20 protein-coding genes are annotated in these 16,667 nt (G+C 70.7%); 13 read left to right on the forward strand and 7 right to left on the reverse strand.

The window, feature by feature from the left end; all coding sequences use genetic code 11:
• Positions 1-141: 141 nt before the first annotated feature.
• The 11 genes from G412_RS37180 to G412_RS0115600 all read left to right on the forward strand — a co-directional run bounded on the left by G412_RS37180 (position 142) and on the right by G412_RS0115600 (position 10,080).
• Positions 142-666 carry a hypothetical protein gene (locus G412_RS37180; RefSeq protein ID WP_157839104.1) on the forward strand — a complete coding sequence of 175 codons (525 nt, stop codon included), beginning with the start codon at positions 142-144 and terminating at the stop codon, positions 664-666.
• On the forward strand, positions 663-1,871 hold the full coding sequence (locus G412_RS34680; RefSeq protein WP_051338388.1) for a peptidoglycan-binding protein: 1,209 nt from the start codon (positions 663-665) through the stop codon (positions 1,869-1,871). The genes G412_RS37180 and G412_RS34680 overlap by 4 nt, the downstream gene beginning before the upstream one ends.
• Entirely contained in the window at positions 1,868-2,638 is a 771-nt protein-coding gene (locus G412_RS0115555) for an ABC transporter ATP-binding protein (RefSeq protein ID WP_078607015.1), read from the forward strand. The genes G412_RS34680 and G412_RS0115555 overlap by 4 nt, the downstream gene beginning before the upstream one ends.
• Positions 2,635-3,867: an ABC transporter permease gene (locus G412_RS0115560; RefSeq protein ID WP_028812884.1), complete on the forward strand. Its 1,233-nt coding sequence runs from the start codon at positions 2,635-2,637 to the stop codon at positions 3,865-3,867. The genes G412_RS0115555 and G412_RS0115560 overlap by 4 nt, the downstream gene beginning before the upstream one ends.
• Positions 3,868-3,903: 36 nt before the next feature.
• The gene (locus G412_RS0115565) at positions 3,904-4,155 is read left to right on the forward strand and encodes a YkoF family thiamine-binding protein (RefSeq protein ID WP_078607047.1); all 252 of its coding nucleotides are present in this window, start codon (positions 3,904-3,906) and stop codon (positions 4,153-4,155) included.
• Between the two features lie 62 nt (positions 4,156-4,217).
• Entirely contained in the window at positions 4,218-4,538 is a 321-nt protein-coding gene (locus G412_RS0115570) for a helix-turn-helix domain-containing protein (protein ID WP_208857893.1), read from the forward strand.
• A gap of 170 nt (positions 4,539-4,708) precedes the next feature.
• Positions 4,709-5,215 carry a 2-oxo-4-hydroxy-4-carboxy-5-ureidoimidazoline decarboxylase gene (uraD, locus tag G412_RS0115575; RefSeq protein ID WP_028812887.1) on the forward strand — a complete coding sequence of 169 codons (507 nt, stop codon included), beginning with the start codon at positions 4,709-4,711 and terminating at the stop codon, positions 5,213-5,215.
• Between the two features lie 5 nt (positions 5,216-5,220).
• Positions 5,221-5,625 (forward strand): hydroxyisourate hydrolase, encoded by a 405-nt coding sequence (gene uraH, locus G412_RS0115580; RefSeq protein WP_028812888.1) that lies wholly within the window; start codon positions 5,221-5,223, stop codon positions 5,623-5,625.
• Between the two features lie 7 nt (positions 5,626-5,632).
• A complete protein-coding gene (pucL, locus tag G412_RS0115585) occupies positions 5,633-6,556 on the forward strand; it encodes a factor-independent urate hydroxylase (RefSeq protein WP_028812889.1) in 924 nt (307 codons plus the stop codon).
• A gap of 460 nt (positions 6,557-7,016) precedes the next feature.
• Positions 7,017-8,402, forward strand: a complete 1,386-nt coding sequence (locus tag G412_RS0115595; RefSeq protein ID WP_028812890.1) for an 8-oxoguanine deaminase — start codon at positions 7,017-7,019, stop codon at positions 8,400-8,402.
• A gap of 226 nt (positions 8,403-8,628) precedes the next feature.
• Complete coding sequence (locus tag G412_RS0115600; protein WP_028812891.1) at positions 8,629-10,080, forward strand: nucleobase:cation symporter-2 family protein; 1,452 nt, start codon at positions 8,629-8,631, stop codon at positions 10,078-10,080.
• Between the two features lie 167 nt (positions 10,081-10,247).
• Here the strand turns inward: G412_RS0115600 and adfB are convergent, their stop codons facing one another.
• From adfB to G412_RS39675, 4 genes are read right to left on the reverse strand one after another with little or no spacing between them, the layout of a single operon-like run.
• Positions 10,248-10,547 carry an actinodefensin-associated protein B gene (gene adfB / locus G412_RS0115605; protein WP_028812892.1) on the reverse strand — a complete coding sequence of 100 codons (300 nt, stop codon included), beginning with the start codon at positions 10,545-10,547 and terminating at the stop codon, positions 10,248-10,250.
• Positions 10,544-12,079, reverse strand: a complete 1,536-nt coding sequence (locus G412_RS0115610; protein ID WP_157839106.1) for a hypothetical protein — start codon at positions 12,077-12,079, stop codon at positions 10,544-10,546. The genes adfB and G412_RS0115610 overlap by 4 nt, the downstream gene beginning before the upstream one ends.
• Complete coding sequence (locus G412_RS0115615) at positions 12,076-12,483, reverse strand: lasso peptide biosynthesis protein (RefSeq protein ID WP_028812894.1); 408 nt, start codon at positions 12,481-12,483, stop codon at positions 12,076-12,078. The genes G412_RS0115610 and G412_RS0115615 overlap by 4 nt, the downstream gene beginning before the upstream one ends.
• Before the next feature lie 53 nt (positions 12,484-12,536).
• Positions 12,537-12,704: a hypothetical protein gene (locus G412_RS39675; protein ID WP_157839107.1), complete on the reverse strand. Its 168-nt coding sequence runs from the start codon at positions 12,702-12,704 to the stop codon at positions 12,537-12,539.
• Between the two features lie 230 nt (positions 12,705-12,934).
• Here G412_RS39675 and G412_RS0115625 point away from each other — a divergent pair, with 230 nt between their 5' ends.
• Positions 12,935-13,621: an alpha/beta fold hydrolase gene (locus G412_RS0115625; RefSeq protein WP_028812895.1), complete on the forward strand. Its 687-nt coding sequence runs from the start codon at positions 12,935-12,937 to the stop codon at positions 13,619-13,621.
• Positions 13,622-13,694: 73 nt separating this feature from the next.
• Here G412_RS0115625 and G412_RS0115630 read toward each other — a convergent pair whose 3' ends face one another.
• The gene (locus G412_RS0115630; RefSeq protein WP_028812896.1) at positions 13,695-14,405 is read right to left on the reverse strand and encodes a hypothetical protein; all 711 of its coding nucleotides are present in this window, start codon (positions 14,403-14,405) and stop codon (positions 13,695-13,697) included.
• Positions 14,406-14,527: 122 nt separating this feature from the next.
• Here G412_RS0115630 and G412_RS0115635 point away from each other — a divergent pair, with 122 nt between their 5' ends.
• Complete coding sequence (locus G412_RS0115635) at positions 14,528-15,526, forward strand: fibronectin type III domain-containing protein (RefSeq protein WP_037648906.1); 999 nt, start codon at positions 14,528-14,530, stop codon at positions 15,524-15,526.
• A gap of 14 nt (positions 15,527-15,540) precedes the next feature.
• On the opposite strand, the gene G412_RS0115640 is transcribed toward G412_RS0115635, so the two are convergent.
• Together G412_RS0115640 and G412_RS0115645 are read right to left on the reverse strand one after the other, a co-directional pair.
• Positions 15,541-15,744, reverse strand: coding sequence for a Trm112 family protein (locus G412_RS0115640; protein WP_028812898.1), 204 nt, complete (start codon positions 15,742-15,744; stop codon positions 15,541-15,543).
• Complete coding sequence (locus G412_RS0115645) at positions 15,731-16,663, reverse strand: hypothetical protein (RefSeq protein WP_028812899.1); 933 nt, start codon at positions 16,661-16,663, stop codon at positions 15,731-15,733. The genes G412_RS0115640 and G412_RS0115645 overlap by 14 nt, the downstream gene beginning before the upstream one ends.
• Between the last annotated feature and the right edge of the window lie 4 nt (positions 16,664-16,667).

A 16,667-nucleotide genomic window follows, 5' to 3' on the forward strand; every position in this document is an offset into this window, starting at 1 on the left:
CTGAGGCCGATCCAGGGACTGTCCGGACAGTCCCTGGATTCGGTCTTTTCACATATGCGGGAATGATCGCCTCCTCTTCTTCTCAGGGAAATCTCATAAATCTCTCAGTGATCTCTCGGCGGTCATTGCTTTCATGGAGTCATGAATCCGAAACAGTTAAGCCGACTGGCGATGACCTCCCTCGCCGTACTGCTTCCGTTCACGATGCTCACCGGCTGCTCGTCGGACAAGAAAAGCGATGTTCCGTCCGCCGGCGGAAAGACATCGGCCGGCAGCACGACCGAAAAGCCCGGCGCCGGTGATCCGGACGCCGACGTCCTCAAGTTCGTACGGTGCCTGCGCGAGAACGACATCGAGGTCGACGACCCGGAGACGAATGGGAATGTCTCGATCCAGGTCACGGACACCCAGGACCAGGCCAAGATCAGCAAGGCCCAGAACGCCTGCAAGCAGTACATGGACGAGGGCGGCAGCGGCGGCGGCGGTGCGGCCGGCGGCGGCAAGGAGACCGAGGAGCAGAAGGTGTGGCGGCTCAAGGTCGAACGCTGCCTGCGCGACAAGGGCTTCACGATGGGCAACGTCACGGAGAGCGAGCGGGCAGCCCACGAGAAGGCCTCGAAGGAGTGCTACAAGGAAGCCGGTCCCGTTCCGGGTGCGGGACAGTGACCGGTACCGATCACGGGGCCGGGCCCCGCACTGTGAGCGAGGCCGAGGACCTCCCGCCGCGCCCCCGCCGCGCCCGCAGGCTCATCGTCTGCTGCGTGGTCGTGCTGACCGCCGGTGCGGCGGCCGTCGTGGTGGTCCGCGACCGCGCGGACGGCGCACCGCCGCCGAAGCTCCCGCCGTCGGCGGCCACCGCCCCGGTGACCCGCGGCGATCTGACGGCGAAGGAAACCCTGGACGGGACGCTGGAGTACGCCGACGAGGTGTACCTCCCCAACCGCCTGACCGGCACCGTGACCTGGACGGCCCGCCCCGGAGCGACGGTCTCGCGGGGCGGCGTCCTCTACCGGATCGACGAGAAGCCCGTCGTGCTGCTGTACGGACGCATCCCGGCCTACCGCGCCTTCGCCCCCGGCATGGCCGACGGAGGCGACGTACGCCAGCTGGAGAAGAACCTCGCCGCCCTCGGCTACACCGGCTTCACGGTGGACGAGACGTACACCGACGGAACGGCGTACGCGGTCAGACGCTGGCAGCGTGCCCTCGGCCTGCCGCGTACGGGGCAGCTCGAACTCGGCCGCGTCCTGTTCGCCCCGCAGTCCGTGCGGGCGGGCGAGGCCGACCGCAAACCCGGTGACGAGGCGCAGAACGGCAGCCCCGTCCTGGACACGACCAAGGCCGAACGCACCGTGACGGTGAAGGCCACCATGTCCCAGCAGCGCCTGCTGCCCGTCGGCAAGAAGGTGACCGTCACCATCCCCGGCCGTGACAAACCGGTCGCGGGCAAGGTCACCTCGGTCGGCACCGTGGTCGCCGGTGGCGGTGGTGGCGGCGACGGCGGCGACAAGAACGGCGGCGGCGACGACGGCGGCGACAACGGCCAGGGCGGCGGACAGAACCCCCGGGATGGCGACCGGACCGTCACCGTACGGATCGCCCTCGCCGACCAGAAGGCGGCCGGGGCCCTGACCTACTCCCCGGTCCGCGTCGAGGCCGAGAACGAGCGGCACCGCGACGTCCTGTCCGTGCCCGTAGCCGCGCTGCTCGCGCTGCGCGAAGGCGGGTACGGCGTGCAGGTCGTCGGGGACGGTCCGGGCAAGCCCGACCGCATCGTCCCGGTCACGACCGGGCTGTTCAGCGGCGGCCGCGTCGAGGTGTCGGGAGCCGGCATCACCGAGGGCCTCAAGGTCGGGACGCCCGCGCTGTGAACGCCGTCAGCGAGGTGACGAACGCGCCCGCCGCCGAGCCGGACCCGCGGACGGCCGAGCCCGTCATCGAACTCACCGCAGTGACCCGCAGCTACCCCGGCGCCCCGCCCGTGCACGCCGTCCGCGACCTCTCCCTGCGGGTCCTGCCCGGCGAACTCCTCGCCGTGGTCGGCCCCTCCGGGTCGGGCAAGTCCACGCTGCTCAACCTCATCGGCACCCTCGACCGCCCGACCGGCGGCCGCGTACGCATCGCCGGCCATCCCGTGGACCGGCTCTCCGACCGCCAGCTTTCGGCGCTGCGGGCCGAGCACATCGGGTTCGTCTTCCAGCAGTTCTTCCTCACCCAGGGAGTGAGCGCGGTCGACAACGTGGCCGAAGGGCTGCTGTACGCCGGACTGTCCCGGCGGGCCAGAACGGCGGCCGCCGCCGCGAGCCTGCGCCGGGTCGGCCTCGGCCACCGGCTGCGGCACCGCCCGCACGAGCTGTCCGGCGGCGAGCGCCAGCGCGTCGCCCTGGCCCGCGCGGTGGCCGGCCGGCCCTCCCTGCTGCTCGCCGACGAACCGACGGGGTCGCTCGACACCGCGTCCGGGGCGCGCGTCGTCGAACTGCTGCGGGAACTCAACGCCGACGGCACCACCGTCGTCGTCATCACCCACGACACGGAACTCGCCGCCCGGCTGCCGCGCCGGGTCGTCATGTGCGACGGGCGGCTGGTCGAGGACCACGGCGGCGCGGCCCCCCGTACCGCCCAGGAGGCCACCCGATGACCCCGCCCGGCTCCCCGCCCGCCGCCCCGTCCCGTCCCCCGCTGCGCCCCGCCCGGCTCGGCCCGCTAGACGTCCTGCGGCTGAGCCTGTCCGGGCTGCGTGCGAAACCGCTGCGCGCGGTCCTCTCCGCGGCGGGCATCTCCATCGGCATCGCCGCCATGGTGGCCGTGGTCGGCATCTCCACCTCCAGCCGCGCCGAACTCCAGGCCACCCTCGACACCCTCGGCACCAACCTGCTGCACGCCGAGGCGGGGGAGACCCTCACCGGCGGGGAGGCGAAACTCCCCACGGGCGTGACCGCGATGGTGCGGCGCGTCCCGCCGGTGAACGACGTGAGCGCCGTCGGCAGGATCGACGCCAAGGTGTACCGCTCCGACCTGATCCCCCAGGAGGAGACCAACGCCCTGGAGGTCTACGCGGCCCACCCCGACCTGCTGGACACCCTGGGCGTACGCACCTCCAGCGGCACCTGGCTCAATAGGGCCACCGGCGAGTACCCGGCGGTCGTGCTCGGCTCCGCCACGGCCCGCCGGCTGGGCGTCGTACGGGCCCATCCCGACGTCCAGGTCCTGATCGGCGGCCGCCACTTCACCGTGATCGGGGTCATCGAACCGGTCGTCCTCGCACCCGAGCTGAACAGCGCGGCCCTGATCGGCTTCGGCGCCGCCGAGCGGACCCTGGGCTTCGACGGCCACCCCACCGCCGTCTACGTCCGGGCCGACGAGAACGCGGTGACCGACGTACGGGACGTGCTCGCCCGTACGGTCAATCCGGAGCAGCCCGACGCGGTACGGGTCGCCCGGCCCTCCGACGCGCTCGCCGCCAAGCTCGCCGCCGACGAGGTGTTCACCGGGCTGCTGCTGGGCATCGGAGCGGTCGCGCTGCTGGTCGGCGGGATCGGGGTGGCCAACACCATGGTCATCGCGGTGCTGGAGCGGCGCGGCGAGATCGGCCTGCGCCGGGCCCTGGGCGCCACTCGCGGCCAGGTCCGCAACCAGTTCTTCACCGAGTCCCTGGTGCTCTCCGGGCTCGGCGGCTGCGGCGGCGCGGCCCTCGGGCTGCTGATCACCACGGCGTACGCCGGACATCGCGGCTGGCCGGTCGCGCTGCCCGCGAGCGCGGTGCTGGCCGGCGCGGCGGGCACCCTGGTGATCGGGGCGGTGGCCGGGCTCTATCCGGCGATGCGCGCCGCGCGCGTCTCGCCGACGACCGCGCTGGCCACTGGCTGACGTACTGCCGGCCCCCGCCAGTAACGTGGGGGCATGGTGCGATTGAGAGTGGAGTTCACGACCGAGCCCTTCGATCTCGACGAGGCGCCGGCGCACGCGCTGGCGGCTCGCGAGGTCATCCAGGTGGCCGAGCTGGACGCTGTGGACGTAGGCCCGTTCGGGAACACCGCCGAGGGCGACGCGGACGCGGTGCTGACCGCGGTCGACGCGCTGCTGCGCAGGTCCCTGGACGCGGGTGCCACCCGGGTCTCGTTGCAGGTCAACGTGATCGGGGAGGGCGAGAAGTGACGGAGCACAGCGGGCCGGGCGACCACCCCCTCGTCACCGCGGTCAAGCCGCTGGTCGACGCCATGGGCGGCGTGATGATGGTGCCGGAGCAGGCGGGCGGCGACGACGTGGTGCTGGCCTGGGAGGGCCGGGACGTGGTCGCCGTACGGCTGCCGCAGCTCTCGGACTCCCTGGACCACATCCTGGCCGCGCTGGAGCGCCGGCACGGTATGCCGCTGGCCGAGCTCGACCGTAAGGAGAAGCAGTCGGTCGTACGGATCCTGGAGGCGCGCGGCGCCTTCTCCGTGCGGCACGGCGTGGAAACGGTGGCGAGCGCCCTGGGGGTCAGCCGCTTCACCGTCTACAACTACCTGAACAGGGAAAACAGCGCCAGGGGCGATTAACCGGCTGTCCACTAAGCGGGCATATTTGATCGATCATTCGTGGAGGCCGCCGTCCGGGCAACGGGTCGGCGGCTTTTGCGTCCGCAAGATTTCAACAAAGTGTTGACGAGTTGTTCTTGAGGGCGTTAGCTATGCCCAGCCCGTCCAGCACACAGGCCACGGAGGCTCCCGTGACTTCAGGTTCGACACCGGGCCTCACCCGGTTCAACACCTCGGCGGACAGCGAGGCCTCGGCCGCGCTCCACGAGGTGTGCGCCAGCTCGGCGTGGGGGAGCAAGATGCTCGCCCGGCGCCCGTACGCCGACGCCGAAGCCCTTTTCCTCGCCAGTGACGCCGCCATGGCCGAACTGACCGCGGAGGATCTGGCCGAGGCGATGGCGGGCCACCCGCCGATCGGCCGGCCGAAGCCCGGTGACCCGACCTCCTCCCGCGAACAGCGGGGGATGGCCGGAGCGTCCGAGGAACTGAAAGCCGAGATGCTCGAACTGAACCTGGCCTACCAGGAGAAGTTCGGACATGTCTTTCTGATCTGCGCCACCGGTGCGACCGGTGAGCAGATGCGTGACGCGATGCGGGACCGGATCGGCAACACCGCCGAGGCGGAGCGCGAGATCGTGCGCACCGAACTCGGGAAGATCAACCGAATCCGGCTGACCCGTCTCGTAGAAGAGGACTGAGCACCATGAGCACCGCGACCACTGCTTCGGTTTCCACGCACATCCTGGACACCAGCATCGGACGCCCCGCCGAGGGCGTCGCCATCTCGCTCACCGCCCGCAGCGGCAGTGACGCCGAGTGGGTGGCACTCGGCGGGTCCGCGACCGACGCGGACGGGCGCTGCAAGGACCTGCCGGCCTTGCCGGAAGGCACGACCCACGTACGTCTCGACTTCGAGACCGAGGCGTACTTCTCCAACAAGCCCAGTTCCAAGAAGCAAGCCGAGGCACAGCAGGACGCCCCCCGCGTAAGGGACAGCGGCGCGTTCTTCCCGGAGGTGGCGATCACGTTCGCCGTCGTACCGGGCGAACACTTCCACGTACCGCTGCTGCTCAACCCGTTCGGCTACTCCGTATACCGAGGGAGCTAGCACCGACATGCCCACGATTCTCGGCCAGAACCAGTACGGCAAAGCAGAGAACCGCGTCGTCAAGATCACGCGGGACGGCGACACCCACCACATCAAGGACCTCAACGTCTCCGTCGCCCTCTCCGGCGACATGGAGGACGTGCACTACTCCGGCTCCAACGCGAACTGCCTGCCGACGGACACCACCAAGAACACGGTGTACGCGTTCGCCAAGGAGTACGGCATCGAGTCCGCCGAGCAGTTCGGCATCCACCTCGCCCGCCACTTCGTGACGTCGCAGGAGCCGATCAAGCGCGCCCGGATCCGGATCGAGGAGTACGCCTGGGACCGCATCGCGACCTCGGACAACAACTCCAAGTTCATCGGATCGGACGAGGTCAACCACTCCTTCGTCCGCAAGGGCCAGGAGCTGCGCATCACGCAGATCACCTTCGACGGTGAGAACTGGGAGGTCATCTCCGGCCTCAAGGACCTCACGGTCATGAACTCCACCAACTCGGAGTTCTGGGGCTACGTCAAGGACCGGTACACGACGCTCAAGGAGGCGTACGACCGCATCCTGTGCACCGATGTCTCCGCCGCCTGGCGCTACAGCTGGTCCAACGACGCGGACCGGATGCCCAACTGGGAGAAGTCGTACGCGCAGGCCAAAAAGCACATCCTCGAGGCCTTCGCCGAGACGTACTCCCTCTCGCTCCAGCAGACCCTGTACCAGATGGGTTCGCGGGTCATCAACAGCCGGAGCGAGATCGACGAGATCCGCTTCTCGCTGCCGAACAACCACCACTTCCTGGTCGACCTCGAGCCCTTCGGGCTGAAGAACGACAACGAGGTCTACTTCGCCGCCGACCGCCCGTACGGCCTCATCGAGGCCACCATCCTGCGGGACGGCGTCGAGCCGAAGATCCCGGTCGACATGACCAACCTCTGACGCGGGACCGGTACGTCCCCCGCCCGCCCCGAGTGCGGCAGGGCGGGGGCGTACCGGACCGGAGGGAAGCTCCATGGCAACGCCTGCATGCCGGGCCGGCAGCGGCCCCTGTGTCCACGCCGTGAGCACAGGCCCCGGTCGCGCGGCCGGCCTGCGCCGCTCATTCACTTTCCGCCCTGGAACAAGCGGGCGTCGACCCCTTCCCTGGGCGCCGAGCGCGAGCGCGCTCCTCACCGGCGGGTCGTCCCGAACGGCCATGGGCCGGCTGGTTCCCCGCATCCCGGCAAGCGGCGTCCACGGTTCCTTCAGCGCCTTCGCCCAGAACGCCGCCGTTCTCACCCTGGTCGCGGTCCTGCTCAACGTGTTCTTTCACCGTCTCGGCACCCGGAGCCACGCGGCTGCGGCACTCAAATCCTCCTAGGGTCCTGCCGTGCCCCCATCACCGAGAAAAGGACGCACCATGGCAGCATCGGCAGCCGCGCGCACCATCATCGAGAACTGTGCCATCGCAACCGTCGACGCCAACGACACCGAGTACGCCTCGGGTTACGTCGTGGTCGCCGGCAACCGCATCGAGTCGGTCGGCGCGGGCAAAGCCCCCGACGGCCTCGACAACGTCGTACGCCGGATCGACGGCACGGGCCACCTGGTCACCCCCGGCCTGGTCAACACGCACCACCACTTCTACCAGTGGCTCACCCGTGGCATGGCCACCGACCACAACCTCTTCAACTGGCTGGTCGCGCTGTACCCGACGTGGGCGCGCATCGACGAGCCCATGGTGAAGGTGGCGGCGCAGGGCTCGCTGGCCATGATGGCCCGCGGCGGTGTCACCACCGCGATGGACCACCACTACGTCTTCCCCAAGGGCTCGGGCGACCTGTCCGGCGCGGTCATCGGGGCCGCCTCCGACATGGGCGTACGCTTCACCCTCGCCCGTGGCTCCATGGACCGCAGCGAGAAGGACGGGGGTCTGCCGCCGGACTTCGCCGTCGAGACCCTCGAAGGCGCGCTCGCCGCGACCGAGGAGACCGTCAGGAAGCACCACGACGCGTCCTTCGACGCGATGACACAGGTGGCCGTCGCCCCCTGCTCGCCTTTCTCGGTCTCCACCGAACTGATGAAGCAGGGCGCCCAACTGGCCCGCCGCCTCGGGGTGCGGCTGCACACCCACGGCAGCGAGACGGTCGAGGAGGAGCAGTTCTGCAAGGAACTGTTCGGCATGGGCCCCACCGACTACTTCGAGTCGACCGGCTGGCTCGGCAGCGACGTGTGGATGGCCCACTGCGTCCACATGAACGACTCCAACATCGCCGCCTTCGCCCGTACGGGCACGGGCGTCGCCCACTGCCCGTCCTCCAACGCCCGCCTCGCGGCAGGCATCGCCCGCGTCCCCGACATGCTGAAGGCCGGCGTCCCGGTCGGCCTCGGCGTCGACGGTACGGCGTCCAACGAGTCGGGCGAGCTCCACACCGAGCTGCGCAACGCGCTGCTGATCAACCGCCTCGGCGCGCACCGCGAGGCGGCCCTCAACGCCCGCCAGGCGCTGCGTCTCGGCACGTACGGCGGAGCCCAGGTGCTCGGCCGCGCCGACCAGATCGGTTCGCTGGAGGCCGGCAAGCTCGCCGACCTGGTGATGTGGAAGGTCGACGGACTCGGCCACTCCACCATCGCCGACCCGGTCACCGCGATCGTCTTCGGCGCGGCGGCCCCGGTCACCCTGTCGCTCGTCAACGGCAAGCCCGTCGTCGAGGACAACCACCTGGTCACGGCGGACGAGGACGCCATCGCCCGCGACGCGCGGGCCGAGGCGCAGCGCCTCGCGCGGATCGTCGCGCAGGGCTGAGAGTCCCCCCGGAACTCCGGCTGAGGGGGACGGCCCTCAGCCGGCGGCCGTGGACCCGAGCGGGGTCCACGGCAGCTGTGCCCGGAGGTGCGCGCCCAAGTGCCCGCACCTCCGGGGACAGTGACGAACCATCACCGAAGTCACCGCCCCGCACCACCCACCCCACTCCGCACCACCTCCATGCACCCACGTCCTCGCGGACGTGCAACCGACCGGAGGAACCGCCATGGCCGCCAAGCCCAGGTTTCGCAAAGACGCATCCGCCGAATCCGACCCCCAGCCCGGGTCCCAGCCCGGATCCCCGTCCGGCTCCGATCAGAAGCACCCGGTCGACGAGAAGCTCCCGCCCGTCAAGATGTTCACCAGCGGCCTTCAGCACGTGGCCGCGATGTACGCCGGCGTGGTGGCCCCGCCCATGATCGTCGGCCCCGCGGTGGGGCTCGACGCCAAGGAGACGGCCTTCCTGATGGGGGCCAGCCTCTTCACCGCGGGCATCGCCACGCTCCTCCAGACTCTCGGCCTCTGGAAGATCGGCGCGAAGCTTCCCTTCGTCAACGGCGTCTCGTTCGCCGGAGTGACTCCGATGATCGCCATCGGCAAGGGCGAGGGCGACAACGCGATACCGATCATTTTCGGCGCCATCATCGTTGCCGGTGTACTGGGATTCTTCGCGGCCCCGTACTTCTGCAAGCTCGTACGCTTCTTCCCGCCCGTCGTCACCGGCACCGTGATCACCCTGATCGGTGTCTCCCTGCTGCCGGTCGCCTTCAACTGGTCCCAGGGCGGCAACTCCCAGGCCGACGACTACGGCTCGATGACCAACATCGGCATGGCCGCCCTGACCTTCGTGATCGTGCTGGCCCTGCGCAAGTTCCTGCGCGGCTTCCTCCAGCAGATCGCGATCCTCCTCGGTCTCGTCGCGGGCACGCTCATCGCCATCCCGGTGGGCATCACCAACTTCGACGCGATCAAGAACGCCGACCTGGTGGGCTTCCCGACCCCCCTCCACTTCGGCGCCCCGCAGTTCGAGATCGCCGCGATCATCTCCATGTGCATCGTGATGCTGGTGTGCATGACCGAGTCGACCGCCGACATGCTCGCCCTCGGTAAGATCGTCGGCCGCCCGGCCGACGAGAAGACCATCGAGGGCGGCCTGCGCGCCGACACCCTCGGCAGCGCGATCAGCCCGCTGTTCAACGGCTTCATGTGCAGCGCCTTCGCGCAGAACATCGGCCTGGTCGCGATGACGAAGGTCCGCAGCCGGTTCGTCGTCGCCGTCGGCGGCGGCATCCTGATCCTGCTCGGCCTGTGCCCGGTCCTGGCCTCGGTGATCGCCCTCGTACCGCTGCCGGTACTCGGCGGAGCGGGCATCGTGCTCTTCGGTACGGTCGCGGCCAGCGGCATCCAGACCCTCGCCACGGCCGCGCTGGAGAAGGGCGAGAACGCCCTGATCGTCGCGGCCGCCCTCGGTATCGGCCTCATCCCGATCGCCGCGCCGACCTTCTACCACGCGTTCCCCGAGGACCTGCTGGTCGTACTCGACTCGGGCATCAGCACCGGATGCGTGGTGGCCATCGTCCTCAACCTCGCCTTCAACCACCTGGGCAAGAAGGACACCGAGGACGAGAACCCCACCCAGCCGGAGATCCCGGACCAGATTCCGGCCACCGCCCACTGAGCCGGATCGCCGGCCGTCCGGATCACCCGGCCGACGCATCCCGAGTGCGCTGCCCGACCACGCTGCCCGACCACGCTGCCCGACTCGCCGCCGACTCCGGCGGCGAGTCGGCGTACGGGTGGGACGGGGGACAGCCTCGGGACGAGTGGCGCTGCCCGTGCCACAGATCAGCGAACCTCCTGCCCGGTTGCCGGGCACACCGTCAGCCACCCCTTGGCGACCAGCTCGGCGGCCAGGTACGCGGGCGGCGAGTCCCGGTCCGCGGTGGACAGGCCGGATGCCAGCAGCCGGTCGATGACGAAGGCCTGCGGTTCGCCGCACTCGGCGAGCGCCAGCGTCACCGCGTTGAGCAGCACGGATCCGCCGTACGGCAGCCGGGTCAGCGTCACGTCCGGCGCCAGCCGCAGGACGGCCGGCACGGACACGGGCACGGGACCGGGCACGGGCACGGGGCCGGGAGTGGTCATCGCAGCCCCCGCAGCCATTGACACACCCACACCAGGCGCAACATCGGAAGGGCGTGTTCCGCCAGTTCGCGCCCGTCGCGCAGGACAGCCAGGACCCGGCCCACGTCCAGCACGCCGAGGTCGGCCAGCGCGCTCTCCCGCTCCAGCCAGGCGTGAAGGCGTCCGCGCTCACGGTGCAGATGGGCCACCGCGCCCAGTCTCAGCCAGTGCCCCGACGGCGCGCGGCAGACGTCGTACACCCGCCGCCTGGCGACTGCGCGTTCGAGCGGCAGGTGGTTGCGGAAGGCCCCGCGGTGGATACGTCCCAGCCTGGCCGGGCGCAGCGCGGCCACGGCCGCGATCACCTGCGGGTCCAGAGCGGGCAGCAGGGCCCCGCCCGCGCCCCGCTCCTCAAGACCCGCGACCACCCGGCCCGACACCGGGTCGAGGAAGTCGAGATGGTCCTTCCACCGCGCCAGCATCCCGTGCCGGGAGGAGGAGAGCGCCTCCTCACCCTCCTGGGTGAGCCCGGGCAGGGAAGCCGCACCGGCCGGTCTGGGCGGAGCCGGCTTGCCCACCAGCCGTTCGCCGGGGACCTCCCGGCCACCCGGACCCGGTGAGAACACCACGTTCCTGCTGAGGAGTTGGCGGGCCTCGGCAAGACCGCGCAAGGTGTCGGTGATGTGGAACGGTTCGCAGCCCAGCAGCCGCCACCCGCGATACCCCGTACCGGCCTCGGACAGCCTGGCCGACGCCAGGTCCTTCAGCAGCCCTCCGCTCACCACCGGCAGTCCGCAGCTCTCGCTCAGCCGGTCCATCAGCCGCAGTGGCACCTGTGTGTCGGGCAGCGGCGGAACGGGTTCACGACCACTGACCGGCTCGTGAGCGAACAACTCGGCGGGATCGACAGGGACATACCTGATCTCAAGTCCGGGAACCGGCGGCGGCGCGGCGGGAGGCCGCTCCCCCCAGGCGCCCCCGAAGTCCGCGTGCAGCAGTACGGGCCGGTGCCCCGCCGCCAGAGCGCAGACCGCGAGGAACGCCGAGGCGAGCCCCCCGCTGTAGGCGATGGCGTAGTCGCCTTTCACACCGTCAAGGGCGCGTCCCACCGCCTCGGCCACCCCTATCCCCGGCTCGGGCAGCTCCGGCCGCTGCCGCGTGACGGTGACCCCGGCCGAGTCCACCCGTACCGCGGTTCCCACCGCCAGCCGTTGCACGCCCGGCAGCACAGTGGCGTCGGGCGAGGGCGCCGTTCCGTGGATCAGTGCGAGCAACTGGCCCGGATCGGGCGTCTGGTAGGGCTCACCCGTCAGGAACGCCCTCAGGTCCTCGCCCCACTCGACCCGTCCGTAACCGACTCTGTAGTACACGGACCGGCTTCCCGCGCTTTCCCGGCTCAGCCGGAACACATCCGGTGACGGCCGTTCGATCCGTACGCCGCCGGGAACCGTCCACGGGCTCGGGTCGGTGCAGCGGACCCCGTCGCGCGTCGCCGCCGCGCATCCCAGTACGCCGGCCGTTCCCGCCATCGTTCCCGCCATGGTTCGCGTCATCCGTCCCGCTCCGATCGATGGACCTCGACATAGGTCTCCCGTACCGGCAGCGACGTGCTCACCACCGCTTCCCCGCACTGCACCCACGCGTAGAAACCCGAGGGCGGCGTGACCGGGACCATCTCGCGCCCCAGGTGGAAGGAGGCGGCGATGCCCATCCGCCGTAACCCGGCCACCAGGAAGAGCGCGTCGTCCACCGGGTCCAGGAACCCCATGGTCAGACGCTGCGCGAACCGCAGCCGCGTGACGACCGCACCGGTGTCCCGGCGCCCGGAGCCCCGTCCGGGACGGCGGAGCCTTGGCGTGTGCACGCGCGGCCAGTGGTCGAGGCGGTACGAACCGTCCTCGCCCTTGACGGATTCCACGAACCGGCGCGCGCCGCGCGCCGCTTTCACCAGCAACAAAAAGGCCCTCCCCGAGCACAGTGACGAGCGGTGGGACACGACACGCGCCTCGCCTACTCGCAGATGAACGTCCAGCCGCACGACTCGCCGCAGCACTCGGACGAGCCCCAGCACGCGACGCCGAACAGCCCGCACGCCGCCGCGACCGTCGTGGGCGCGGTGAACAGGTGCTGCTGCAGGCCATCGGTGGCGAGGCGTTCGGCAAGTGACGTCGTGGTCACGGTGTCCCCTTTCTTCGTGCGCGGCGGGTGCCGCGCACGAGGTGTGGCTCGTCACTAAAAGTATCGTCACCTGTACTGACGGTCACCGGGCGCACGGGAGCCCGGCCCCCGGCGGAGAGTGCGCTGCGCACGCTCTTGTGGCGGGGCCCGGACGCATGTAGGCGGCCTTTCCCGAGGCCAGAGCGCCCGCGCGGTCCAAGTGCCGCGCCCCGGCCTGTAGCGTCGGGGGCATGAGTGAGCACGCTGTAGTTGATGTCGGCGACGTACGACTGGCCTATCGGACCTGGGGCGACTCGTACGGGGCGCCGGTCGTGCTCCTGCACGGACTCGGTTCGTCGTCGGCGAGCTGGGAAGAGGCCGGGCAGGCGCTCGGTGAGGAATGGCGGGTCTACGCGATCGACCTGCGGGGGCACGGGGAGAGCGACTGGCCCGACGAGTACTCCGTCGAGCTCATGCGGGACGACGTACTGGGCTTCCTCGACGAACTGGAACTGGACCGGGTCGGCGTGGTCGGCCACGGCATGGGCGGTGTCGTCGCCCGCCTGCTGGCGCAGGACAACTCCGACCGCGTGGAGCGGCTCGTCCTTGAGGAGACCCCGCCGCCGTTCCCCGGCGCCATCACGGCGCAGGTGGTACGCCCCGACGAGCCGCTGGACTACGACTGGCCCGTCATGCCGGCCATCACGGGCCAGCTCGCCGACCCCGATCCGGAGTGGGCGGAGGCTCTCGGCGAGATCGTGGCACCGACCATGATCATCACTGGCGGGCCGGACAGCTCCATGCCCCAGGACCGGATGCCGGACATGGCCGCGCTCATCCCGGACTGCCGGCTGATCACCATCCCGGCCGGCCATTACGTGCACGAGGAGCGCCCTCGCCCGTTCGCGCACGAGGTGACCGAGTTCATGACCAGCTGACGCCGCGCTGATCCTCAAGACGCCCCGCGTGGGCCGCCTGCTTCCTGCCGGGGTCTGCGAGGTGCTGCCGTTGTCAGCGGTGGTACCAGTCCGTGCTGTCGCTGATGGCGATCGAGACGTACGTCTGATGGATCGCCACCAGCGACGCCACCAACCTGGGGTCCCAGTCGCCCCGCACGACGCGGTAGTCGCCCGCCAGGCCCCGGTAGGACATCACGGCGCGGCCCGCGCTGTCGCGCCAGACGATGCGGCGCGGCGTCGTGACCGGGTCCTGCGCGATGCCGGTGAAGGCGGCGACGAGCAGAGCGACGTTGACGGGCAGGAGCACCGTCCACCACAGCGCCCACCACATCAGCCGGCCGGCCGAGCCGCGCACCGGGGGCACCCCCGCCTGCTCCATGGTCCAGTGGGAACGGCCGATCCGGAAGATCCGCCCGCGCCGCAGCGAGACGCGCCCGATCAGCGTGCCGTCCGGGTCCAGCACCCGGTAGCCGAAGCGCGGGCCGCCGAAACCGAAACCCGTGCCGTGTTCCGTCGTCACCGAGGCGACCACCTCGCGACACCGGTCGTCGCCGAACAGCAGGATCTCCCGGGCGCCGGGAAGGTACGCGTTCGGGCCGCCGGCGGAGGTATTGCGCAGCAGATACGCCACCGGACGCGGGCCCTGCGGCGTACCGTCGTCGGTCACGACCATGACCGGCGCGCCGGGCTTGACGTCGAGGGACTTGTCGCGGCCGCGCGGGGTGTGGCTGCGGGGGTCGAGCATTCTGTACGTGATCGCCATTCAGGCGGCCCCCTGTTTCGTGATCCGGTCCGTTCTGGGGCGTCAGCCTAATAGCGGGCTTCGCGCGCACTCTTGCCGGGCGCCGCCACCCGTGACATACAGGTCTGGACCATTGCCTTCGGATGAAGGGACGGACCGTGCAACGCCCCACCGTTCGCGCCGTGTTGACCTCCTGTGCTGCTCTGCTCGTGGTGACGGTGACAGGTTGTGCCGTGACCGAACCGGACCGCGACACCGAGCGGCCCTCCACGCCTGGCGGGGTGACGGCGCAGGCGGGCAGTGCCACGTCGGTCCATGTGATGTGGGACCGGTCGACGGACAACAAGGCGGTCGCCGGCTACGAGGTGTACGAGAAGGGCGCCAAGGTCAGGACCGTGACGGGGACGCGGCACATGGTCGACATCGACCGGCTCACCCCCTCGACCGCCTACACCTTCACCGTCCGCGCCCGCGACGCCGCGGGCAACCTCTCCGCGCCCAGCGCCGCCGTCCCGGTGACGACCCCGGCCCCCACGCCGGACGACCGTACGGCCCCTTCCACGCCCGCGAAGCTGCGGGGGCGCGTCGAGGGGACCGGCGCGGTGAGCCTGTCCTGGGCGCCGGCCACCGACGACACGGCCGTCACGTCGTACGACATCTACCAGGAGGACTCCCGCGTCCACAGCGTGCCCGGTGCCACCACCACGGCGCGGGTGTCCGGCCTGCGGCCCGGCACCGTCTACACCTTCACCGTCCGGGCGCGGGACGCCGCAGAGAACTCCTCCGGTGACAGCAACGCCCTTGACCTGACGACCCTTTCGGGGCCCGGTGACGGGCCTTCCACGGCGCCCGCGGACCTGGAGGCGACCGCCGTCAGGAAGGCGGGGGTACGGGGGATCGACCTCAAGTGGACCCCGCCGCGTGCCGGGGGCGGGGGAGAGATACGCGAGCACCAGTTGTTCCTCAACGGCCGGCCGGTCACGACCATCGTGTGGGGCACGACCCCGCCGACGGGTACGGCGACGTACCACTTCACCGTCAGCGAGCCGCCTGGCACGCGCTACAGCATCAAGCTGCGGGCGAAGCTGCCGGACGGGAAGTGGGGCGACTTCTCGGCGCAGCGGACTGTGGTGACGCGCTGAACTCCGTTGCCCGATTACGAGAGGTGCCGGAGGTCCTTGTGCTCGGCCTCCGGGACCGGTTCGCCCGATGAGGGGAGCAGTTGGGGGATGCCGTCGACGATCGGGTAGCGGCGGCGCAGGCGCGGGTTGTACAGCGCGTCCCCCGGCGCGAGGAGCGTGAGGGGGCCCTTGTCGAGGGGGCAGGCGAGGATCTTCAGCAGTGGGTCATCGGGGGTCACGGCTCAGCTCCGGAGTGGCGGGTGCGGGTGTCTTCTGGTGGGCGGTGAGGGTCAGCAGGACCACCACCGCGAGGGCGGTGCCGGCGATGCGCAGGGTCAGGCGCAGCGGGTCGTCGGGGAGGGACTCGCCGAAGGCGTACGTGCCGACGACCGCGGTGTAGAGGCAGGACGTTGTCGTGCAGACGGGCACGATCAGGGACGCCCGGCAGCGTTGCAGTGCGGTCTGGGACAGGAGCAGGCCGGTCGCTCCCGTGATGAGGAGCAGGTACGGGTACGGGCTCGCCAGGAGCGTGAGCGCCACCGCGGCCGGGTCCTCCAGGGTGGCCGGCGTGAGGTGCGCGGAGACGCCCTTGATCGCCAGGGAGCTCACTCCGTAGACGAAGCCGACGGCCACGCCGTATTCCACGCCCGCGGTGGGCGGGCGCAGGCGGTGCCGGCGGGCCGCCCGGCGCTCGGTGGCGACGTACAGGCACAGGCCGGTGGTGAGGGAGAGAGCGCTGATCAGCAGGACCAGCGGGGCCGGGGAGCTCTGGCCGACGCTGTCCGTGTGGTGGCGCAGGGAGCTGACCACCATGAGCAGCGCCAGCAGGACGGTCGCTGTCGCGTAACGCTCGCGGGTGGTGGTGCGTTCGCCCAGGCAGAGCTTGGACAGGAGGAGCAGCAGGACCAGGCCTGAGACGAACAGGGCCTGGGCGGCCGCCATGGGCAGGGTTGCGTACACGATGAGCTGCGCGGCGAAGCCGCCGGCCAGAGCGAGGGAACCGGCGATCCACAGCGGGCTGCCGAGGAGGTGGCGCAGGAGACGGGCCGGGCGGCGTACATTCAGCGCCGGGAGACCGGCCAGGGCACGCTTCTCCAGTACGAAGCCCGTGCTGTACAGGACATTCGCCAGCAGCGCGGCCGCCACACCCCACCACATCGCG

This window comes from Streptomyces flavidovirens DSM 40150 (assembly GCF_000429085.1).
Lineage (GTDB): Bacteria > Actinomycetota > Actinomycetes > Streptomycetales > Streptomycetaceae > Streptomyces > Streptomyces flavidovirens.